Origin of the sequence: Novosphingobium sp. SG720 (assembly GCF_012275365.1) — a bacterium.
Taxonomy (GTDB): Bacteria; Pseudomonadota; Alphaproteobacteria; order Sphingomonadales; family Sphingomonadaceae; genus Novosphingobium; species Novosphingobium rhizosphaerae.
The window spans coordinates 175,301-193,329 of sequence record NZ_JAAZQN010000002.1 but is presented as its reverse complement, the minus strand read 5'-3'; the positions used below and the strand labels follow the sequence as shown (position 1 = coordinate 193,329).

At 67.1% G+C, this 18,029-nt stretch carries 20 protein-coding genes; 9 read left to right on the top strand and 11 right to left on the bottom strand.

Going from position 1 to position 18,029, the window contains the following annotated elements; translation table 11 throughout:
• Window positions 1–8 precede the first annotated feature (8 nt).
• The 5 genes from FHW94_RS10285 to FHW94_RS10265 all read left to right on the top strand — a co-directional run bounded on the left by FHW94_RS10285 (window position 9) and on the right by FHW94_RS10265 (window position 4,697).
• Window positions 9–2,630, top strand: a complete 2,622-nt coding sequence (locus tag FHW94_RS10285; protein ID WP_168555745.1) for a helicase-related protein — start codon at window positions 9–11, stop codon at window positions 2,628–2,630.
• A 29-nt stretch (window positions 2,631–2,659) separates the two neighbouring features.
• The gene (locus FHW94_RS10280; RefSeq protein WP_168555744.1) at window positions 2,660–2,950 is read left to right on the top strand and encodes an RNA-binding S4 domain-containing protein; all 291 of its coding nucleotides are present in this window, start codon (window positions 2,660–2,662) and stop codon (window positions 2,948–2,950) included.
• 15 nt (window positions 2,951–2,965) lie between these two features.
• Window positions 2,966–3,304, top strand: a complete 339-nt coding sequence (fdxA, locus tag FHW94_RS10275; RefSeq protein WP_168555743.1) for a ferredoxin FdxA — start codon at window positions 2,966–2,968, stop codon at window positions 3,302–3,304.
• Window positions 3,305–3,774: 470 nt separating this feature from the next.
• On the top strand, window positions 3,775–4,299 hold the full coding sequence (locus tag FHW94_RS10270) for a CarD family transcriptional regulator (RefSeq protein ID WP_022675317.1): 525 nt from the start codon (window positions 3,775–3,777) through the stop codon (window positions 4,297–4,299).
• A 140-nt stretch (window positions 4,300–4,439) separates the two neighbouring features.
• Entirely contained in the window at window positions 4,440–4,697 is a 258-nt protein-coding gene (locus tag FHW94_RS10265; RefSeq protein WP_168555742.1) for a hypothetical protein, read from the top strand.
• A 15-nt stretch (window positions 4,698–4,712) separates the two neighbouring features.
• Here FHW94_RS10265 and FHW94_RS10260 read toward each other — a convergent pair whose 3' ends face one another.
• On the bottom strand, window positions 4,713–5,636 hold the full coding sequence (locus FHW94_RS10260; RefSeq protein ID WP_246866095.1) for an L-threonylcarbamoyladenylate synthase: 924 nt from the start codon (window positions 5,634–5,636) through the stop codon (window positions 4,713–4,715).
• 106 nt (window positions 5,637–5,742) lie between these two features.
• Between FHW94_RS10260 and FHW94_RS10255 the strand changes: the two genes are divergently transcribed.
• Window positions 5,743–6,567, top strand: coding sequence for a DUF815 domain-containing protein (locus tag FHW94_RS10255; protein WP_168555740.1), 825 nt, complete (start codon window positions 5,743–5,745; stop codon window positions 6,565–6,567).
• A 7-nt stretch (window positions 6,568–6,574) separates the two neighbouring features.
• Here the strand turns inward: FHW94_RS10255 and FHW94_RS10250 are convergent, their stop codons facing one another.
• The 9 genes from FHW94_RS10250 to FHW94_RS10210 all read right to left on the bottom strand — a co-directional run bounded on the left by FHW94_RS10250 (window position 6,575) and on the right by FHW94_RS10210 (window position 12,787).
• Window positions 6,575–7,240 carry a cell wall hydrolase gene (locus tag FHW94_RS10250; protein WP_168555739.1) on the bottom strand — a complete coding sequence of 222 codons (666 nt, stop codon included), beginning with the start codon at window positions 7,238–7,240 and terminating at the stop codon, window positions 6,575–6,577.
• Between the two features lie 193 nt (window positions 7,241–7,433).
• Entirely contained in the window at window positions 7,434–7,793 is a 360-nt protein-coding gene (locus tag FHW94_RS10245; protein WP_168555738.1) for a DUF1491 family protein, read from the bottom strand.
• 11 nt (window positions 7,794–7,804) lie between these two features.
• Complete coding sequence (locus FHW94_RS10240; protein ID WP_168555737.1) at window positions 7,805–8,266, bottom strand: PTS sugar transporter subunit IIA; 462 nt, start codon at window positions 8,264–8,266, stop codon at window positions 7,805–7,807.
• Between the two features lie 166 nt (window positions 8,267–8,432).
• On the bottom strand, window positions 8,433–9,014 hold the full coding sequence (raiA, locus tag FHW94_RS10235) for a ribosome-associated translation inhibitor RaiA (RefSeq protein ID WP_168555736.1): 582 nt from the start codon (window positions 9,012–9,014) through the stop codon (window positions 8,433–8,435).
• An 82-nt stretch (window positions 9,015–9,096) separates the two neighbouring features.
• Window positions 9,097–9,813 (bottom strand): DNA polymerase III subunit epsilon, encoded by a 717-nt coding sequence (dnaQ, locus tag FHW94_RS10230; RefSeq protein ID WP_168555735.1) that lies wholly within the window; start codon window positions 9,811–9,813, stop codon window positions 9,097–9,099.
• Window positions 9,814–9,860: 47 nt separating this feature from the next.
• Window positions 9,861–10,478: a dephospho-CoA kinase gene (coaE, locus tag FHW94_RS10225; RefSeq protein ID WP_168555734.1), complete on the bottom strand. Its 618-nt coding sequence runs from the start codon at window positions 10,476–10,478 to the stop codon at window positions 9,861–9,863.
• Complete coding sequence (locus FHW94_RS10220) at window positions 10,475–11,350, bottom strand: shikimate dehydrogenase (protein ID WP_168555733.1); 876 nt, start codon at window positions 11,348–11,350, stop codon at window positions 10,475–10,477. The genes coaE and FHW94_RS10220 overlap by 4 nt, the downstream gene beginning before the upstream one ends.
• Window positions 11,347–11,931 (bottom strand): nucleoside triphosphate pyrophosphatase, encoded by a 585-nt coding sequence (locus FHW94_RS10215; protein WP_168555732.1) that lies wholly within the window; start codon window positions 11,929–11,931, stop codon window positions 11,347–11,349. Before FHW94_RS10215 ends, FHW94_RS10220 begins: the two co-directional genes overlap by 4 nt.
• 13 nt (window positions 11,932–11,944) lie before the next feature.
• A complete protein-coding gene (locus FHW94_RS10210) occupies window positions 11,945–12,787 on the bottom strand; it encodes a pyruvate, water dikinase regulatory protein (RefSeq protein WP_168555731.1) in 843 nt (280 codons plus the stop codon).
• 365 nt (window positions 12,788–13,152) lie between these two features.
• Between FHW94_RS10210 and hemE the strand changes: the two genes are divergently transcribed.
• The 3 genes from hemE to FHW94_RS10195 all read left to right on the top strand — a co-directional run bounded on the left by hemE (window position 13,153) and on the right by FHW94_RS10195 (window position 16,953).
• On the top strand, window positions 13,153–14,181 hold the full coding sequence (gene hemE / locus FHW94_RS10205; protein ID WP_168555730.1) for a uroporphyrinogen decarboxylase: 1,029 nt from the start codon (window positions 13,153–13,155) through the stop codon (window positions 14,179–14,181).
• A complete protein-coding gene (locus FHW94_RS10200) occupies window positions 14,178–14,672 on the top strand; it encodes a TlpA disulfide reductase family protein (protein WP_210425603.1) in 495 nt (164 codons plus the stop codon). Before hemE ends, FHW94_RS10200 begins: the two co-directional genes overlap by 4 nt.
• A 148-nt stretch (window positions 14,673–14,820) precedes the next feature.
• Window positions 14,821–16,953: a S9 family peptidase gene (locus FHW94_RS10195; protein WP_168556079.1), complete on the top strand. Its 2,133-nt coding sequence runs from the start codon at window positions 14,821–14,823 to the stop codon at window positions 16,951–16,953.
• A 57-nt stretch (window positions 16,954–17,010) separates the two neighbouring features.
• On the opposite strand, the gene FHW94_RS10190 is transcribed toward FHW94_RS10195, so the two are convergent.
• On the bottom strand, window positions 17,011–17,976 hold the full coding sequence (locus FHW94_RS10190) for a hypothetical protein (RefSeq protein ID WP_168555728.1): 966 nt from the start codon (window positions 17,974–17,976) through the stop codon (window positions 17,011–17,013).
• Window positions 17,977–18,029 lie beyond the last annotated feature (53 nt).

Below are 18,029 nucleotides of genomic sequence, written 5' to 3'. Positions count from 1 at the left end.
TTGGCGATATGGCCAACCGCGTGCCCGCCTCTCCGCGAGTGACCTCGTCGGCGAATCGCCCTTCCAGCGGCAGCGTCAAGGCCGTGCTTGGCCCCACCAACACCGGCAAGACGCACTTGGCGATCGAGCGCCTCTGCGCTCACTCATCCGGCGCGATCGGCTTTCCGCTGCGGCTGCTGGCGCGCGAGGTCTATGACCGCGTCTGCGCGATCAAGGGGCCGGCCCAGGTTGCCCTGATCACCGGCGAGGAACGAATCGAGCCCAAGGACGCGCGCTGGCTGCTGTGCACGGCCGAGGCCATGCCGGCGCGGCCCGACCTGGCCTTCGTCGCGCTCGACGAAGCGCAGCTTTCCGCCGATCCCGAGCGCGGCCACATCTTCACCGATCGCCTGCTGCACGCGCGCGGCCGCGAAGAGACGATGCTGCTGGGTTCGGCGACGCTCGAACCCATGGTCAAGGCGCTGGTGCCGCAGGCCGAAGTGGTAACCCGCCCGCGCTTTTCCACGCTCAGCCATGTCGGCGCCAAGAAGCTCAGCCGCATTCCTCCGCGCAGCGCGATCGTCGCGTTTTCGGCCGAGCAGGTCTATGTCATGGCCGAGATGTTGCGCCGCTTTCGCGGCGGCGCAGCAGTGGTGATGGGCGCGCTCAGCCCTCAGACGCGCAACGCCCAGGTGGCGATGTACCAGTCGGGCGAGGTCGATTACCTGGTGGCCACCGATGCCGTGGGCATGGGGCTCAACCTCGATGTGGAGCATGTCGCCTTTGCCGGCCTGTCGAAATACGACGGGCACCGCCACCGCCGGCTGACCACGGCGGAAATGGCCCAGATCGCCGGGCGCGCCGGGCGGCACCACAAGGACGGCACGTTCGGCACGCTTGCCGGAATGAGTGGGGCCGGAACGGGCGGGCGCGACCCGGAATTCACCGACGAGGAAGTCTATGCCATCGAAGAGCATCGCTTTCCCCCGCTGACCCGGCTGTTCTGGCGCGAGGCGGAGCCGCGCTTCGATACGCTCGCCACGCTGATCGCCGACCTGGAAAGCCCGCCGCCCCGGCCCGAACTGGCCACGCCACCCGAGGCGATCGACCTGGCCGTGTTGCGCCGCCTGGCGGAGGAGCCGGACGTGGCCGGTACGGTGCGGGGCGCGCGCAGCGTGGAGCGGTTCTGGCATGTGTGCTCGCTGCCCGACTTTCGCCAGCAAGGCGCCGAAACCCACGCCCGCTTCGTGGCGCGGCTGTGGCAGGATCTGCGCGGCGGCTATCTCGGCGCCGATTACGTGGCCCAGGCCATTGCCCAGCTCGACAATCCATCGGGCGATATCGACACCCTGCAAGGGCGCATTTCGGCGATTCGCAGCTGGTCCTACATTGCGCAGCGGCCCGATTGGGTCTTGGCGCGCGACGAGATGGCCGCCCGCGCGCGCGCCGTGGAAACGCGCCTGTCCGATGCGCTGCACGGGCGGCTGACCGAACGCTTCGTCAACCGCCGCACCACCGTGCTGATGCGCAAGGCCGGGGCAGATGCCTCGCTGCTGCCCGTGCGGCTGGGCGAAAACGGCGCCGTGCTGGTCGATGACGAACCGATCGGCCATCTTGAAGGCTTTCGCTTCGTGGTCGATCCCCTGGCGCGCGCGACCGATCGCAAGTTGCTGCTCGCGGCGGCGGAGCGCCACCTGCCGGGCCTGCTCGCGGCGCGCCTGGCAGCACTGGCCGACGACGCCCGCGCCGGGCGCGATCTCGTGCTGCACGAAGGCCAGGTCCACTGGCGCGATATGCCGGTGGCGCGATTGGCCAAGGGTCGCAGCTTGCTCGAACCGCGCCTCATGCTCGATCCCGCGCTCGACCGCCTGCCCCCGGCCGAGCGTGAGCGAGTGCAGGCCGCGCTCAATGCGTGGCTCTTGCACAGCATGGCGTCGGCGCTGCGCCCGCTGCGCCGCCTCGCCGATGCCACGCGCGATCCCGACGCGGGTGCGGCGCTGCGCGCGCTGGCGCTGCACCTGGTCGAAGCGGGGGGAACGATCCCGCGCGAATCAGCCCGGCTGGAAGACCTGACCCCGGCGCAGCGGACGATGGCGCGCAAGCTCGGGATCCAGGTCGGCGCGCTCGATGTCTTTGTGCCGGCAGCGTTGCGCACTGCGCCGCTTGCGGCCTGGTGCGCCCTCGCGCGGGTCTGGGGCCTGGCGGCAGTGCCGCCACCGGCGGGCCTGGCCCCGGTCTTGCCCGGCCAGACCGTGCCACTGGGCTATCGCCGGGCGGGCCCGCAGGCACTGCGCGTCGATCTGGCAGAGCGCCTGGTGCATGCCGCGCATGGCACGCGCCAGGCCACCAGCGGCCGCCGCTTCGTGCTCGACCCGGCGCTGGCCCGCTCGATGGGCTTGACCACGGCGGCCTACGCCGCGCTGCTGCGCCAGGCCGGCTTTCGCGCCCAGGTGCCCCGCGCCTTGGACGAAGGCCAGGCCGGGCCGCCCGCACCGCCGCTGTGGGAATGGCGGCCGCCACGCGCGCCAGCCCAAGCCAGCGCACGCGGCGCCGGCACCAAGACAGCCCCAAGGGGCAAGGGCGGCGCGGGCACGCCCGCGGCCGCGCCCGCCACCGGCGCCTTTGCCGCGTTGGCCACACTGTTGCGATAAAGGGAACCGATCACACCAAGGGAGCACGGATGCGGATCGACAAGTTGCTTTGGTTCCTGCGCTTTGCCGGCAGCCGCAGCCTGGCTCAGGGCTGGGTGGAGGAAGGCCATATCCGCTTGAACGGACGGCGGGTGGAACGCTGCAGCGCCGGGGTTAAAGTGGGTGACGTGCTGGTGCTGCCGCTGCGCAATGCCGTGCGCGTGATCGAGATCGTGAGCCTGCCGGGGCGGCGAGGGCCGGCGCTGGAAGCACAAGGATGCTATCGGGTGCTTGACGCGGCGCCCCAGACGCCTCTAGCACGGCCCCAAATCGAGCCTTGAGGAAATACCAACAGCATGACTTACGTCGTCACCGATGCCTGCATCCGCTGCAAGTACATGGACTGCGTGGAAGTGTGCCCCGTCGACTGCTTCTATGAAGGCGACAACATGCTGGTGATCAACCCCAGCGAGTGCATCGACTGCGGGGTGTGCGAACCCGAATGCCCGGCTGAAGCGATTCTGCCCGATACCGAAAGCGGCCTTGAGCAGTGGCTTGAGCTGAATGCCAAGTATTCCGCCGAATGGCCGAACATCACCACGAAGAAGGACGCGCCGGCCGATGCCGACGCCTGGAAGGGCGTGGACAACAAGTTCGAGAACCAGTTCTCGCCCGAGCCGGGCGAGGGCGACTGATTCGCCGGGGCGCCGGAATCGGGGCCCCGTTCCACCGCACACGGGCCCGATCCGGCCCGTGGCGGCCCAAAAACCAGGGCTGCCCCGGCAGGTTTTGCCGGGTGCGACCGATCCGCGCGCGCCTTTTGCGCGCTCGGGTCTGGTAATTTTGCCACAAAGCTGCTATATGGCCATCAAGCGCCGGGCAAATTGTTTGCCAGGCGCCCTTTTTGTTACGAGAAGGCAGAAACAGGCGGCAAACGGAAAACGCTGACGGATCGCGCTATCGGATCGCCTCGTCGATCGCAGGGCCCCGGCCGGGCTTCATACGGTTCTTTGCCAGTTCGCACTCCACGGGACCAGCCCCGCAGCCGGATCATCAAACCGGGCAGGGCGGGGTGGCGCTGGCATATCGGTTCGCCGTCATGGTTTTTCCCTAGCCGGGCATCCCGCCCCCGCCGTCCCGTCTGCCGGCGTCGAAAGGATAAGAAATGGCAGCCAAGGCTCTTGCCTTCGATGTTGGGGATTACGTCGTTTACCCGAAGCATGGTGTCGGCCGCGTGGTCGAGCTTCAGCAGGAAGAAATCGCGGGCATGAAGCTGGAGCTCTATGTGCTCCGCTTTGAAAAGGAGCGCATGACGCTTCGCGTTCCGGTCAACAAGGTCGAAGCGATCGGCATGCGCAAGCTGTCTTCGGACAAGACGCTGCGTGAAGCGCTCGACACGCTCAAGGGCAAGCCCAAGGTGAAGCGCACCATGTGGTCGCGCCGCGCCCAGGAATATGAAGCCAAGATCAATTCGGGCGATCTCGTCTCGATCGCGGAAGTGACGCGCGACCTGTTCCGCGCCGACGACCAGCCCGAGCAGAGCTATTCCGAACGGCAGATCTTCGAAGCCGCGTCTTCGCGCCTCGCGCGCGAACTGGCCGCGATGGAAAAGACCGACGAGCCGGCCGCGCTCAAGAAGATCCTGGCGATCCTCAACGAGCACGCACCCAAGTACTACGAAACCGTCTGATCGGCATTTATCCTTCGGATGTTTCACGTGAAACGGGCCGCCGGAACCACCGGCGGCCTTTTTCGTTTCGCGGCGGGCAGGGCCAATGCGGATCGCTTGGGGCCGGCCAAGAGAAAGGCACGAGAATGACGGGCGGGCATATGACACGCAAAGCGATTTTTCTGGCGATTCCGGCGATCTTGATGGCCGGCTGCGCCATGCAGAACCAGCCCCCGCGCGATCCCACCCGGCCCGATCCGGCCGCCCAGGCCATGCGGGCCCAGCAGCATGCGCAAGCCCTGGCCAAGGCACAGGCACGCCTTGCCAACGAACAGGCCGCCTGCCGCAAGGGCAACCGCCGCGCCTGCTCGCGCGCCACCGCCGCCCAGGCCGTGGTGGACGATCTCAACAGCCATTGAGCCGGTGGCGGGCGCCTATGCCGCCGCGCGGCGCAGCCGATCGTTGATCGCTGCGCCAATGCCCACATCGGGGACGGGTGCCACGGCAATGCACGGCTGCTGTGCGGCCGCACCCGCGTGCAGGCAGGCATAGAGCCGCGCCGCGGCCTCGGCCAGGTCTGCCTCGGCGGAAAGCGTGACGTCACCGATGACGGACCCGAAACCGATCAGGAATTCATCGGCTTGCGCGCTCTGCGCTTGCAGACGTACCGGCTTGCCCGGCGCATAGTGGCTTGCCAATTGGCCCGGCGCCTCGATGCCGCGCGCCGCCCCTTGCTCGGCCGCTTCGCCCAGCACGGCCGCGATCTGTTCGCCGGTGATCGGGCCAGGGCGCAGTAGGGCCCAGCCACCTTCGGCCCGCAGGCCAACGATCGTGGATTCGATGCCCTGGCGCGTTTCCCCCCCATCCAGCACCAGGTCCACCCGGCGGCCCAGCGAGGCGGCGACGTGGGCCGCCGTGGTCGGGCTGATCGCGCCGCTGCGGTTGGCAGAGGGTGCGGCCAGCGCCAGGCCAGACTGGCGCAGTACCGCCTGCATCACGGGATGGGCCGGGCAGCGCAAGGCCACCGTGGGCAGTCCCGCGCTGACCGCGGCAGCCAGGCCGCAATCGGCGCGGCGCGGCACCACCAGGGTGAGGGCACCCGGCCAGAATGCGTCAGCCAGGGCCAGGGCCCGTTCATCTAGCACGGCCAGGCGGGCGGCAGCGGCCACATCGGGCACGTGCACGATCAACGGGTTGAAATCGGGACGTCCCTTGGCGCGATAGATGCCCGCCACCGCGGCGTCGCGGTCTGCCCGCGCGGCCAGGCCATAGACAGTCTCGGTGGGCACCGCCACGGTGCCGCCACGCGCAAGCACCGCAACCGCAGCGGCCACGCCAGCGGCATCGGCGGCAAGCATGTCGGGCGGCAACACGGGTTCGGAAAAGGGGTTGGACGTCATGCCTGCCGTCGCTATCGCGGCAGCGCGTATTTGCAAAGCATCCCTGTCAGCAAAGTTGCCCGTGATGACCGACCAGACCATTCCCCTGCTTGACCGCATTGCCCAGGCATTGGAACGCCTTGCCCCGCCGCCGCCGCCCCCGGTGGATTGGCTGGCGCACCCGGCCTATGTGTGGCTGGGCGAAACCGCGCGGGTCGTGGCCAGGCTGGAAGCGCCCGCGCTGGACCTGATGCGCGGGATCGATGCGCAAAAGGCCGCCGTCGTCGCCAATGTGGCACGCCTGGCCAGCGGCGCGGCAGCGCATGACATGCTGCTGTGGGGATCGCGCGGCATGGGCAAATCGGCCGTGTTGCGCGCGGCGGTGAACGCCGCCGATGCCGCCCATCCCGGGGCGATCGCCCTGGTCCAGGCCATGCCCGATGCCAGCCTGCCGCTGCTGTTCGGGCAATTGCGCAAAGTGGATCGCCGATTCCTGGTGTTCCTGGATGACCTGGGCTTTGACGCCGGTGACGCCGAAGGCGCCCGCCTGCTGCGTTCGTGGCTGGAAGGGGGGGTGGAAGCACGCCCGGCCAACGTGCGCCTGGCCGTTACATCGAACCGGCGCGCGATTGTGGAACGCCACATGAGCGAGCAGGACGATCCGATCAACCCGCGCGACGCGGTGGACGATCGCCTGGCCCTTGCCGATCGCTTTGGCCTGTCGCTGGGTTTTCACGCCTGCACGCAGGACGATTACCTGGCGATCATCGGCGGCTATTGCGCAGACCTTGGCCTGCCGTTCGAACCGGCCGATGCGCTGGAATGGTCCAAGCGGCGTGGCAGCCGTTCCGGCCGCGTGGCGTGGCAATATGTCAACGAAGTGGCCGGCCGCGTCGGCAAGGCGCTTTAAGAAAAGATCAGCGGTAGAAGATGTGCCCGCCGATGGCTGCCAGGCGGGTCTTGCCCCAGGCCGGCGAGACGCGCGCGGCGTGGAAGAACAGCGCGCCTTCCACCGGGCTTTTCCAGGCGCCCTGATCGGCAATCACCGCGATGCGCACGGCATTGGCCCAGAAGCGGCTGGTGCGGTTGATCGCGGGCATGGCGTGGCCGCGCACGAACGAAAACTGCGAAGGCTGGTAGACGACCCCGCAATACGAAGCCGGATAGCGGCCCGACTGGCTGCGCGCCACGATCACGCGGGCGACGGCGAGTTGGCCCGCCAGGCTTTCGCTCTTGGATTCGAAATAGACCGCGCCGGCCAGGCATTCCAGTTCGGAAGAGAGATTAGCCGGCATCGGCGTGGCTTCCACCAGATCAGCCAGCGTGGCGGCATTGGCGGCAGAGGGTGCCGGGGCCAGGGCCAGCATGCCACGCGCGGGTGGCAGCGTGGTGGTGGCGGGGCCGGTGGTGGGAAGCGTGATGGCCCCGTTGGCGGGGCCTTCTGCCACCACGACCTGAAGTTCGCGGTGGGCGGCAGGGGCATGGTCAGAATCCTGGGCCTGGGCTGCTGGGGCGCCAAGCAGCGCTGCCAAAGCGAGCAGGCCGGAAAGGGCCTGGCGGGCAACGCGGAAAGGATCTGTCATCGGCCATCTGCATTGGGCGGTGATCGACCGCTTGTGGCGCGCAGCAGCGCTTTTCCGGCGATTACGCCGGTTGCGCTGCCCCATGGGCCACAACGGAAAACCCCCGTCTGCGTGCCAGCGCCATAAGACCCCATGCCAAGCGGCGCCGCCTGCGCAAATCGATGGCCGTGGTCTATCCGCGCAGGGACCCAAGTCAACCTTGGCCGGCAAAGTTCCCGATGAACTGTTGTGCGTCTGCGATGGTCAGTTCAAGCAGCCACAAATCGGGATCAGACGCGGTTCTGCGCCCTATATAGTCGTTAAAATCTTGTTTACTTTCGGGGTCTTGCGCCTTGGTGGCGGTCCACGGACGGCTTCCATCGGGCTGTGGCAGGCGCTCCCACAGGGTCGCCAGGCCGCCCTGCGGAGTGGTATTATCCAATGTCACCAAGGCGATGGTGCCCGCGTCGGGATCACCCTTGTGCAGCACCATGGCAAAGCCGCCAGCTGCCTCGGCAGCGCGAATCCAGCCGGAAACCTCGATCCTGGCGGGAAGGCGGGCCTGCTCCGTCACATCCGCCGGCCTCAGGCCGCGTCGCGATCGATCACGTTGACCAGCACGGCATAGAGCGCATCGGCATCGGGCGCGCTGTTCAGGCGCTGGTGCATGCGATCGTCGCGCATCAGGCGGCTGATTGCGGCCAGCGCCTGAAGATGCACGGCACCGGCCTGTTCGGGGGAAAGCAGGCCGAACACGCAATCGACGGGCATGCCATCGGCGGAATCAAAATCGACCGGTTCCTGCAATCGCAGGAACGCCGCCACCGGGCGGGCAAGCCCATCAAGCCGCGCATGGGGAATGGCCACCCCGCGGCCGAAACCGGTGCTGCCCAGGTTTTCGCGCTCCTCGATACGCTCTTGCACATGCGCGCGATCGAGGTGGTACACCGCGGCAAAGCAATCGGCCAGCGTGTCCAGAATCTGCGCCTTGGATTCGGCACGGATCACGCGGACAGCTTGAGGATCAATGGAAAAAAGTGCGGTCATGAAACGGAAAACGCCACAGCCTGTGTGAAGGCACAGTCAAGTTGGCGGCGCCATGCGCTCTATTCGATCCCCATGCAAGCGCCGAATCGTATCATGGGTGAAATGCGCCGGTATTGCCGGCAAGGCCCGCAAGCCCCGGTAGAGCTTGCGGGCAAACCCGAAAATATCAGGTGCCGGCCGGTTCGACCCAACCGATCGAACCATCGCCGCGGCGATAGACCATATTGTGCACGCCCGTGCCCGCGTTCTTGAACAGCAAGGCATTGGTATTGCGCAGATCGAGCATGATCACCGCATCGGACACCGTGGCCGTGGGAACGTCCACGCGGGTTTCGGCGATCACCAGGGGCGCATCGGCGTTTTCGGCGTCATCGTGTTCCTCGGTGGGTTCTTCCACCACGAATACGGTATAGGCGGCTTCCTCGCTGCGGCGGGCAAAATCGGAGCCTTCGGAGTGGTTCTTGATCCGGCGCTTGTAGCGGCGCAGCTGCTTGTCGATCTTTTCAGCCGACTGGTCCAGCGCCTGGTGCGCATCCTGCGCGACGCCGCTGCCCTTGAGGATCAACCCTTGCGCCACATGGGTAATGATGTCGCAACGGAATCCTCCGTGCGGCGCCTTGCCCAGTGTGACCTGCGAGGAAAGCGCGCGGGAGAAGTACTTGTCGACAATGCCGGAAAGCCGATCGGCCGCGTGGGCTTCAAAGGCGGCACCGGTATCGACCTGGTGTCCCGAAACGCGAATGTCCATGGGTCTTCTCTCCTTCTTGGGCCCGATCCGGTCGCAGGGCCTGGTTGCCGGCCCGGCCAAGCGGGCTGGCGCAAGCCAGGCCCTAGCGCGACCAGAGCGGGTTGCTGATACCCGCCATGAATTGCGCATGGCGGGCCAATTCCGCTTCGCTGGCCGCATGCGGCCTGGGCTCGCGGAAAATCCGGGTGGTTGTTGCAACGGCCGCCTGGGCCACCGCTACCACGGCAGCAGCGGCCCCGGTGCCTGTGGAAGAGACGTTTGCCTCTGCCGCAAGTTCCAGGCCGATCTGCCGGCCACCCATCAATTCGACATAGAGTTGCGCCAGAAGCTCGGCATCGAGCAGCGCGCCGTGCTTGGTACGGTGGCTGCGATCGATGCCATAGCGCGTGCACAGCGCATCGAGGCTGAGCTTGGCACCGGGATGCTTGCGCCGGGCGATCGCCACGGTATCGACCATGCGATCGCGGCTGACCGGGTCCAGGCCGATGGCGGCCAGTTCGGCGTTGATGAAGCCGAAGTCGAACCCGGCGTTGTGCGCCACCAGCGGCGCATCGCCGATGAATTCGAGGAAATCGGCGGCACATTGGGCAAAACGGGGCTTGTCCGCCAGGAACGCGGCCGAAAGGCCGTGCACGGCCTCGGCCTCGGCCGGCATATCACGATCCGGGTTGAAATAGGCGTGGTACGTGGCGCCGGTGGGCACCCGATTGACCATTTCCACACAGCCGAGTTCAACCAGCCGGTCACCGCCCTGCGGATCGAGTCCCGTCGTTTCGGTATCGAAGACGATCTCACGCATGCAAGATATGTGAACCTGCCGGCGGGGGCTGGCAAGGGGCGCGGGGTTCAACCCCGGGGGTTTTTTTCCCCAAGCAGCCGCACCAGATCGTTAACCAAACGGCGCGTCTGGGCCATCGGCAGGCCCGTGTCGATGACATGGTCGGCACGCGCCCGCTTTTCCGCGTCGGGCACCTGAAGTGCCAGGATTTGCGCGAATTTTTCCGCAGTCATGCCCGGCCGCGCCAGCACGCGGGCGCGCTGCACCTCGGCCGGGGCAGACACCACCGCCACTGCGTCCAGCCCCGCCTGGTGGCCCTTTTCGAACAGCAAGGGAATATCGAACACCACCAGGGGCTGCCCGGCGTGCTCGATCAGGAACGACTCGCGTGCTGCGGCCACCGCCGGGTGGACGATTCGCTCCAGCCGCGCGAGGGCTGCGGGATCACCGAAGACCAGCGCGCCCAGCTTGCCGCGATCCACGCCAGCTGGTCCGGTGGTGCCGGGAAACGCCGCTTCTATCGCGGGCAGCAGCGCGCCGCCCGGCCCTTGCAGACGGTGCACTTGCGCATCGGCATCGAACACCGGCACGCCTTCTTCGCGCAGCATCTGCGCCACGGCAGACTTGCCCATGCCGATCGAACCGGTCAGGCCCAGGATGAAGGGACGCACGGGCGGACGGCTCATGCCGGAACGGGCGTGAGCAACCGGCGGCGCAGTTCCGCATCGGCCGCGCCGCGCGGTGGCAATGCGCCAAAGAAGCGGCGAAACGCATGGTCGGCCTGGCCCACCAGCATGGCGAGGCCATCCACCGTGGCAAAGCCCGCGCTGCGCGCACGGGCCAGCAGATCGGTTTCCAGCGGGCTGGTGACGATGTCATAGAACACCGCGCCGGGCGGGGTGTGCGACAAGTCATAGGCCAGCGCCGGCTGGCCGGCCATGCCGAGCAGCGACGCGTTGACCACCAGATCGAACAGCCCCTGGCGATCATCGAATTCGAAATCGGTGGGATCGGCGAAATGGGCGATATCCACCGCATGGTGGTTGTTGCCGCGCGCCAGTTCATCGAGCAGGGCCTGTGCCTTGGCCGGATCGCGCCCAGCCAGCACCACGATGAAGCCTGCGTCCGAAAGCGCGGCCACGATCGCCCGCGCTGCGCCACCCGTGCCCATCACGCGCGCCATGCGCAGCAGGTGGGCATCGTCCAGCCACGGCTGCAACGGCTCCATGAAACCGGGGGCGTCGGTGTTGTAACCCACCAGCGCGCCGGCTTCGGGCACGATCGTGTTGACCGCGCCGATGCGCGCAGCCAGCGGATCGAGCCGATCGAGCAAGGGGATGACCGCCTGCTTGTGCGGCATGGTCACGTTGCAGCCGCGCCAGGCCGGATCGCCGCGGCGCTCGGCAAGGTAATCGGCAAGGCCTTGGGCCGTCACGTGCGCGTGGCAGTAATCACCGGCCAGGCCCAGTTGCTCCAGCCAATAGCGGTGGATCACGGGAGACTTGGACTGCGCGATAGGATCGCCGATCACCTCGGCATAAGGCACGCTCCTGCTCACGACGCCAGCTCCCCAGCCTCGCGCAGCGCGGCCAGCAGGGCGATCAGCGGCATGCCCAGCACGGTGAAGTGGCTGCCCTCGATGCTTTCGAACAGTTGCACGCCCAGCGCCTCGATCCGGAACACCCCGACGCAGCCGGAAACGGCAGGCCATTCCCTGTCGAGATAGCTGTCGATAAAGCTGTCGGAAAGCCGGCGAACCTTGAGCTTTGCCGTCTCGCAATGGCGCCACGTGACCGCGCCATCGCGCATCAGCACCGCAGCGCTGTGCAGCAGCATCGTCTGCCCCGAAAAGAACCGCAGGTGCTCGGCCGCCTGGGCCCGGCTCTGCGGCTTGTCGAATGAACGGCCGCACACCTCCACCAGCGAATCCCCGCCCAGCACCAGCCGGCCGGGCAGCGCCGCCGAAACCGGCATGGCCTTGGCCTCGGCCAGGATCTGCGCCACCTGGCAACCCGGAACGCCGATCAGCTCGCGCTTGATTTCGCCTTCGTCCACATCCGAAGCGCGCGCTTCATAGGGCACGCCGGCCGCATCGAGCATGGCCTTGCGCGAGGCGCTTTGCGAAGCCAGCACTATCATGAAACACACACGATCATAGGGCCTTCATTCCTGGATTGGCGTCACCGGCAACCTTGCGCTCGTTGTAGAGCGTGATCACCGCTGCGGCCGTCTCCTCGATGGATCGACGCGAAACGTCAATGACCGGCCAGCCGTTGTCGGCAAACATCCGCCGGGCATATTGCACTTCGCGCGCCACATGCTCGCTATCGACGTAAGCGGTCTCTGGCGCCTGGTTGAGCGAGAGCAGCCGGTTGCGGCGCACCGCGATCAGCCGTTCGGGGCTGGTGGTCAGCCCCACGATCAACGGCCGTCGCACGGTGTAGAGCGTGGGCGGCGGCGGGCTTTCCACCACGATCGGGATATTCGCCACCTTGTAGCCACGGTTGGCGAGATAGATCGACGTGGGCGTCTTGGAACTGCGCGAAACGCCGGCCAGCAGGATGTCGGCCTCTTCCCAGTTTTCCCAGCCCACGCCATCGTCGTGGGCAATGGTGAACTGGATCGCGTCCACCCGCTGGAAATAGGCTTCGTCCATCATGTGCTGGCGGCCCGGCCGCCCACGCGCTTCCTGGCCCAATTGCTGTTCCAGCGCATTGGTCACGGCATCGAGCGCGGCCACGCAAGGCAGCCCCAGCGTGGCGCAGCGCTGCTCGAGCCGGTCACGCGTTTCGGTGTTGACCAGCGTAAAAAGCACTAGTCCCGGGTTGGCGGAAATTTCACCCAGGATACGGTCTAGATGCTGTTGCGAGCGGACCATCGGCCAGAAATGACGCACTACATCGGCGTCCTCGAACTGGGCGAGAGCCGCTTTTGCAATCATTTCAAGGGTTTCACCTGTGGAGTCCGACAGCAGGTGAAGGTGCAGGCGCTGCATGGATAGCCTTTGTCGAGAAGCCGGCAGGCCCTGTTCTGGCGCCGCCGGGGTAACCCTGTGGAAAGCGCTAGGATAAACCACGGGATGAAACGGACGACAAGTTTCGCCCGCGATTTCACCCCCGTTGCGAGTCATCCCCAGGCCATTTCATCCCCATGGGGACAGCCTTTCCCACAGCCTGTGGGTAACGGGCACAAGTTTGTCTTGCGCCGGGAGTCATCCGGATTCGCACCCCACGAATTTTGTGGAGGATGTGGGACAAATCGGGCAGAGCCTCACTATCCCCGGTTTCCACAGGGCCAACTACCTTCATCATCCCATTTAATAAGATTCTATTTTTTTGATTGGATTGGAAAAACGTACAGATGCCCGGTCCCATTCTCGAAACGCTCACCGGCCAGAACCTTTCCCGCCGGCCGATCTGGCTGATGCGCCAGGCCGGCCGCTATCTGCCGGAATACCGCGCGCTGCGGGCCGAAAAGGGCGGGTTTCTGGAACTGGTCTATGACGCACCGGCCGCTGCGGAAATCACGCTGCAGCCGATCCGCCGGTTCGGCTTCGACGGGGCGATCCTGTTTTCCGACATCCTGATCGTGCCCTATGCCATGGGCCAGGACCTGACGTTCACCGCCGGCGAAGGCCCGCGCCTGTCGCCCCGGCTGGTGGATGCCACGCTGGAGAGCCTCCAGGGGGTGCCACAGCGCCTTGCCCCGATCTATGATACCGTGAGCAGGGTAAAGGCTGCCCTGGGCCCACAGACCACCCTGCTGGGCTTTGCGGGCAGTCCGTGGACCGTGGCGACCTACATGGTGGCGGGCGAGGGCAGCCGCGATCATCACGAGACGCGCGCACTTGCCTATCGCGATCCCACCGCGTTCCAGGCAATCATCGACGCCATCGTTGACGTGACCATCGAATACCTTGCCGGACAGGTGGACGCGGGCGCGGAAGGTCTGCAGCTGTTCGACAGCTGGGCCGGCAGCCTGGCGCCATCGGAATTCGAACGCTGGGTGATCGCGCCCAACGCCCGCGTCGCCGCCGCGCTTCAGGCGCGCTATCCCCACGTGCCGGTCATCGGGTTTCCCAAGGGCGCGGGGGAAAAGCTGGTGGCCTATGCCCGCGAAACCGGCGTCAACGCGGTGGGGGTGGACGAAACCATCGATCCGCTGTGGGCCGCGCGCGAATTGCCTGCGGGCCTGCCAGTGCAGGGCAATCTCGATCCGCTGTTGCTGCTGGCCGGCGGGGCCGAACTGGAGCGCCAGACGCTGCGCGTGCTCGACGCCTTTGCCGACCGGCCGCACGTGTTCAATCTGGGCCATGGCATCGGCCAGTTCACCCCGATCGCCCATGTGGAGCAGTTGCTGGCCATCGTGCGGGGGTGGCAGCGTCCGTGAAGCGGGCCGTGCTGGCGCCTGCTGCGCTGGCTTGGGCCGCGCTGGCCCTGGCGGCTGCCCCGGCGGCCCAAGCCGCGCCCGACCGTCTGCCGCCGCTCGCCACGACCACACTCGATGGCGCGCCGTTTGCCATCAACCCGGCAGCGCGCGATGTCGTCGTCGTGCATTTCTGGGCCACGTGGTGCGCCCCGTGCCGTGCCGACATGCCGATCCTCGATGCCGCCTTTGCGCGCCACGGCCACCAGGGCCTGCGCATGGTTGGCATATCGCTCGATACCGCGGCCAGCCGCAGCCGGATCCTGGCCGGCGGGATGGGCGTGCACTTTGCCCTGGTCCGTGCCGCGGATATCCACTGGCGCCCGCGTGACTTGCCCACCGCGCTGCCCGAAACGCGGATCTATGGCCGCGATGGCGCGGTGCTGGCCCGATTTGGCCCGCTCGATGCCGCGCGGTTCGAACAGGCGCTGGCCGGGGCCTTGGCGCGGGGGTAGGCTGGCCCAGGCCAGCATGGCTGATGCCGTCGGCGTTGGCCCGGGCAAAGCGTTCTTGCCCATCGCCTTTTGCGGCAACCGGCGGCGATGCTTGCCAGCCTGCCATTCCCCCTTGCGCTGGGCGAGGGTCAGGCTACCCATGCCTGCCATGAACACGTTCAAGCTCTCGCTCGCGGCGCTGGCCCTTGGCACAGCGCCTTTCGCTTTTGCAGCGGCCCCCGCGCCGTCTGCCCCGGCCATGACCGCGCAGGATCTCGTCACGCTCCCCCGCCTGGGCAGCTTTGCCGTTTCCGCCGATGGGCGCCTGGCGGCCTACACCGTCACCACCACCGACCCGCAAAGCTACAAGCGCAGCACCGCGCTGTGGCTGCTGGCGCTGGACAGGAAGGGGGCCAAGCCGGTCAAGCTCGACTGGCAGGGCAGCCTAAGCGATCCGGCCTTTGCCCCCGACGGGCGGCTGTGGTTCCTTTCGGACAGGGATGGCAAGACCGCGCAAGTCTGGTCGGTGCAGACCGGCGCCGATGGCTCTGCCGGCGGCCCCGTCAAGGTGACCGACCTTGCCGCCGAAGTGGCCGGTTTCAAGCTTTCGCCCGATGGCACGCGGTTGGCGGTGTGGGGTGATGTGGCGCGCGCCTGCGCCACGTTTGGCGGTTGCACCGATCTGCCGCACGGCGATGGCAACACCGGCCTGCCCGGGCCGGGCACCGGGCGGCTCTTTCGCGATGGCGCCGGTTTCGTGCGCCATTGGGACGCCTGGGAAACGCCGGGCATCCATAGCCGCATTTTCGCGTTCACGCTCAAGGCCGGGCAGGTCGATCCGGCCAGCGGCCACGCCCTCGATGGCGATCCTGCCAAGGGCGGCTTGGTGGGTGATGCGCCCAGCAAGCCGTTCGGCGACGGCAGCGAACTGACCTGGAACGCGGATTCCACCGCCGTGATCTATGCCGCGCGCCCGGCCGATCGTGACGAGCCCCGCTCGACCAACCTCGACTTGTGGTGGGCACCGGCCGATGGCAGCGCACCGCGCAACCTGACGGCCGGCAACCGCGGCACCGATACCACGCCGGCCGTCTCGCCCGACGGGCGCTGGCTTGCCTGGGCGGCCATGGCGCGTGCCGGGTACGAAGCCGATCGCCTGGTCGTGCAACTGATGGACCTCAAGACTGGGCAAAGCCGCCCGCTGACGCAGGGCTGGGATCGTTCCGCCAGTTCGCTGGCGTTCACCGCCGACAGCAAGGCGCTGATCGTCACGGCGCAGGACGTGCTCGATACCCCAGCCTTCCGCGTCGATCTGGCCAGCGGCAAGGCCACGCGGCTGGCGTTCCAGAAGGGCCGCGAAGGCCACGTTGCCCAGATCGCCGAACTCAAGGGCGGGGCATTCCTGCTCAAGCGCGATTCGATCGATGCCGCGCCCGAGCTTTACCTGGGCAAGCCTGGCCAGGCGGCAACGCGCCTGACCGACCTTGATGCCGGCGCGCTTGCCGCCATGGCGCCGGTTGCCGTCCAGCGCTTTTCGTTCGCCGGTGCCAATGGCGATACCGTGTGGGGCCAGATCCTCAAACCGGCGGGCGCCACGGGCAAGCTGCCCACGGTGCTGCTGGTGCACGGCGGGCCGCAGGGTTCGTTCAACGATAGCTGGTCCACGCGCTGGAACCCGCGTCTTTGGGCCGCGCAAGGCTATGCCGCGATCACCATCGATTTCCACGGGTCCACCGGTTATGGTCAGGCCTTTACCGACAGCATCAACCAGGATTGGGGCGGCAAGCCGCTGCAGGACCTGAAGCTGGGGATGGTGGCCGCGGCGGCCCGCGATAGTGCGGTCGATACCGCCAACGCCTGCGCAGCGGGCGGCAGCTATGGCGGCTACATGATGAACTGGATCGAAGGGCAGTGGCCCGATGGCTTCAAGTGCATCATCCAGCACGACGGCGTGTTTGATGCCCGCGCCATGGCCTATGAAACCGACGAACTGTGGTTCGACGAATGGGAGCATGGTGGCCACGCCTATTTCGAGGCGCCTGAAGCCTTTGAAAAGTGGAACCCGGTCAACCACGTGGCGCAGTGGAAGACGCCGATGCTGGTGATCACCAGCGAGAACGATTTCCGCATTCCCTATACCCAGGGCCTGGCCAGCTTCACCGCCTTGCAGCGCCGGGGCATCCCTTCCGAACTGCTGGTCTTCCCTGACGAGAACCACTGGGTGCTCAAGGCCAAGAACTCGCTGCAGTGGCATCAGAGCGTGTTTGGCTGGCTGGCCCGCTGGCTCAAGCCCACGCCGTAAGACCGGGGATGGAGGGGATGCCATGCGCTTCCCTCCATCCCAACGATCCAGCCCCCGTCAGAACCGCGCGGTGAGGCCGGCAGCCAGGTTGACCCGTGGCGCCAACTGCCAGCCGATCACCCGCTGGTAGAGCGGCAGCTGAACGTTTGCGAAGGCAGAAACCCGCGCGGCCAGGGGCGCGGTCAGGCCCGGCGCCAGGTAGACCTGTTCGCCGCCGCTGTTGTCCACATCGGCATTCAAGCCACTGTCCTGCGCGTTGATCCGGGCATTGACCTGCAGCTGGGGCACCACGCGGCCCAGGCCAAGCCATTGCACTGCCACCGATCCTTCGCCGATCGTACCGGGGCGATAGTCCTGCCGGGCATTGAGTGCGATCTGCGCCTGGGCCTGGAGCATCAGGGCGAAATCCTGGCCCAGGCGACGGTAGTGATAGGCACCGATCACCGCCTGGGTCGTGCCCGTGCCAGGCTGAAGCCCACGGTCGACCTCTTCGCCCTGGGCCGGCCCGCTGCGGAAGGTCTGGTGAAAGGCCCCGGTGGGCAGGACCAGGCCGAACTGCAACCCGGTAACACCCTTGGCGGTGGATAGGCCCTGCCACCGCGCCATCAGGCGGATATCGCCCAACCCGTGTGTGCGGGACCGGCTTTCGCTGTCGGTGTCCTCGGCAATCGTGGCGTGGGGCCTGACGATGAACGGCACCGAGACGTTGAAGCCCCAATCGTTGGCAAACTGGCGATCGTAGCTGGCGGTGACATAGACATTGTCGGTCCAGCGCTCGATCTCGCGCTCGTTGGGAATGTCGATGTTGCGGGTATCCACCTTGGTCGTGCCGGTGCGCAACTGGCTTTGCGGCACATAGTCCAGGCGCAGCGTCACGGCCTGGCCGGGCTGGGTCACCAGGCCTTGGTTGAGCCAGTCCGAGGTAAACGTGCAACCGCAACTGGCGCAGGCGAGGGCGGAAGTAGGCAGAACGGCAAGCGCAAGCGGGGCAGCCGCCGTGGCTGCCAGAAAATGACGTGACATGATCGGAAAATCCCGATGGGCGGCGCGCCCACACTCGGGGGCGGCCATGCTGA

Bases quoted from the DNA above. Each gene is read 5' to 3' on its own strand.
- FHW94_RS10260 (WP_246866095.1), bottom strand. From the start codon at position 5,636: ATGCTTGCCGCCGATGCCGCTGGCGTGGCCGCTGCGGTTGCGGTGCTT.
- FHW94_RS10240 (WP_168555737.1), bottom strand. From the start codon at position 8,266: ATGACCGCACTTTTTTCCATTGATCCTCAAGCTGTCCGCGTGATCCGT.
- FHW94_RS10190 (WP_168555728.1), bottom strand. From the start codon at position 17,976: ATGTCACGTCATTTTCTGGCAGCCACGGCGGCTGCCCCGCTTGCGCTT.
- raiA (WP_168555736.1), bottom strand. From the start codon at position 9,014: ATGGACATTCGCGTTTCGGGACACCAGGTCGATACCGGTGCCGCCTTT.
- fdxA (WP_168555743.1), top strand. From the start codon at position 2,966: ATGACTTACGTCGTCACCGATGCCTGCATCCGCTGCAAGTACATGGAC.
- FHW94_RS10195 (WP_168556079.1), top strand. From the start codon at position 14,821: ATGAACACGTTCAAGCTCTCGCTCGCGGCGCTGGCCCTTGGCACAGCG.
- dnaQ (WP_168555735.1), bottom strand. From the start codon at position 9,813: ATGCGTGAGATCGTCTTCGATACCGAAACGACGGGACTCGATCCGCAG.
- FHW94_RS10280 (WP_168555744.1), top strand. From the start codon at position 2,660: ATGCGGATCGACAAGTTGCTTTGGTTCCTGCGCTTTGCCGGCAGCCGC.
- FHW94_RS10270 (WP_022675317.1), top strand. From the start codon at position 3,775: ATGGCAGCCAAGGCTCTTGCCTTCGATGTTGGGGATTACGTCGTTTAC.
- FHW94_RS10265 (WP_168555742.1), top strand. From the start codon at position 4,440: ATGACACGCAAAGCGATTTTTCTGGCGATTCCGGCGATCTTGATGGCC.
- FHW94_RS10215 (WP_168555732.1), bottom strand. From the start codon at position 11,931: ATGATAGTGCTGGCTTCGCAAAGCGCCTCGCGCAAGGCCATGCTCGAT.
- FHW94_RS10285 (WP_168555745.1), top strand. From the start codon at position 9: ATGGCCAACCGCGTGCCCGCCTCTCCGCGAGTGACCTCGTCGGCGAAT.
- FHW94_RS10250 (WP_168555739.1), bottom strand. From the start codon at position 7,240: ATGACAGATCCTTTCCGCGTTGCCCGCCAGGCCCTTTCCGGCCTGCTC.
- hemE (WP_168555730.1), top strand. From the start codon at position 13,153: ATGCCCGGTCCCATTCTCGAAACGCTCACCGGCCAGAACCTTTCCCGC.
- coaE (WP_168555734.1), bottom strand. From the start codon at position 10,478: ATGAGCCGTCCGCCCGTGCGTCCCTTCATCCTGGGCCTGACCGGTTCG.
- FHW94_RS10210 (WP_168555731.1), bottom strand. From the start codon at position 12,787: ATGCAGCGCCTGCACCTTCACCTGCTGTCGGACTCCACAGGTGAAACC.
- FHW94_RS10255 (WP_168555740.1), top strand. From the start codon at position 5,743: ATGACCGACCAGACCATTCCCCTGCTTGACCGCATTGCCCAGGCATTG.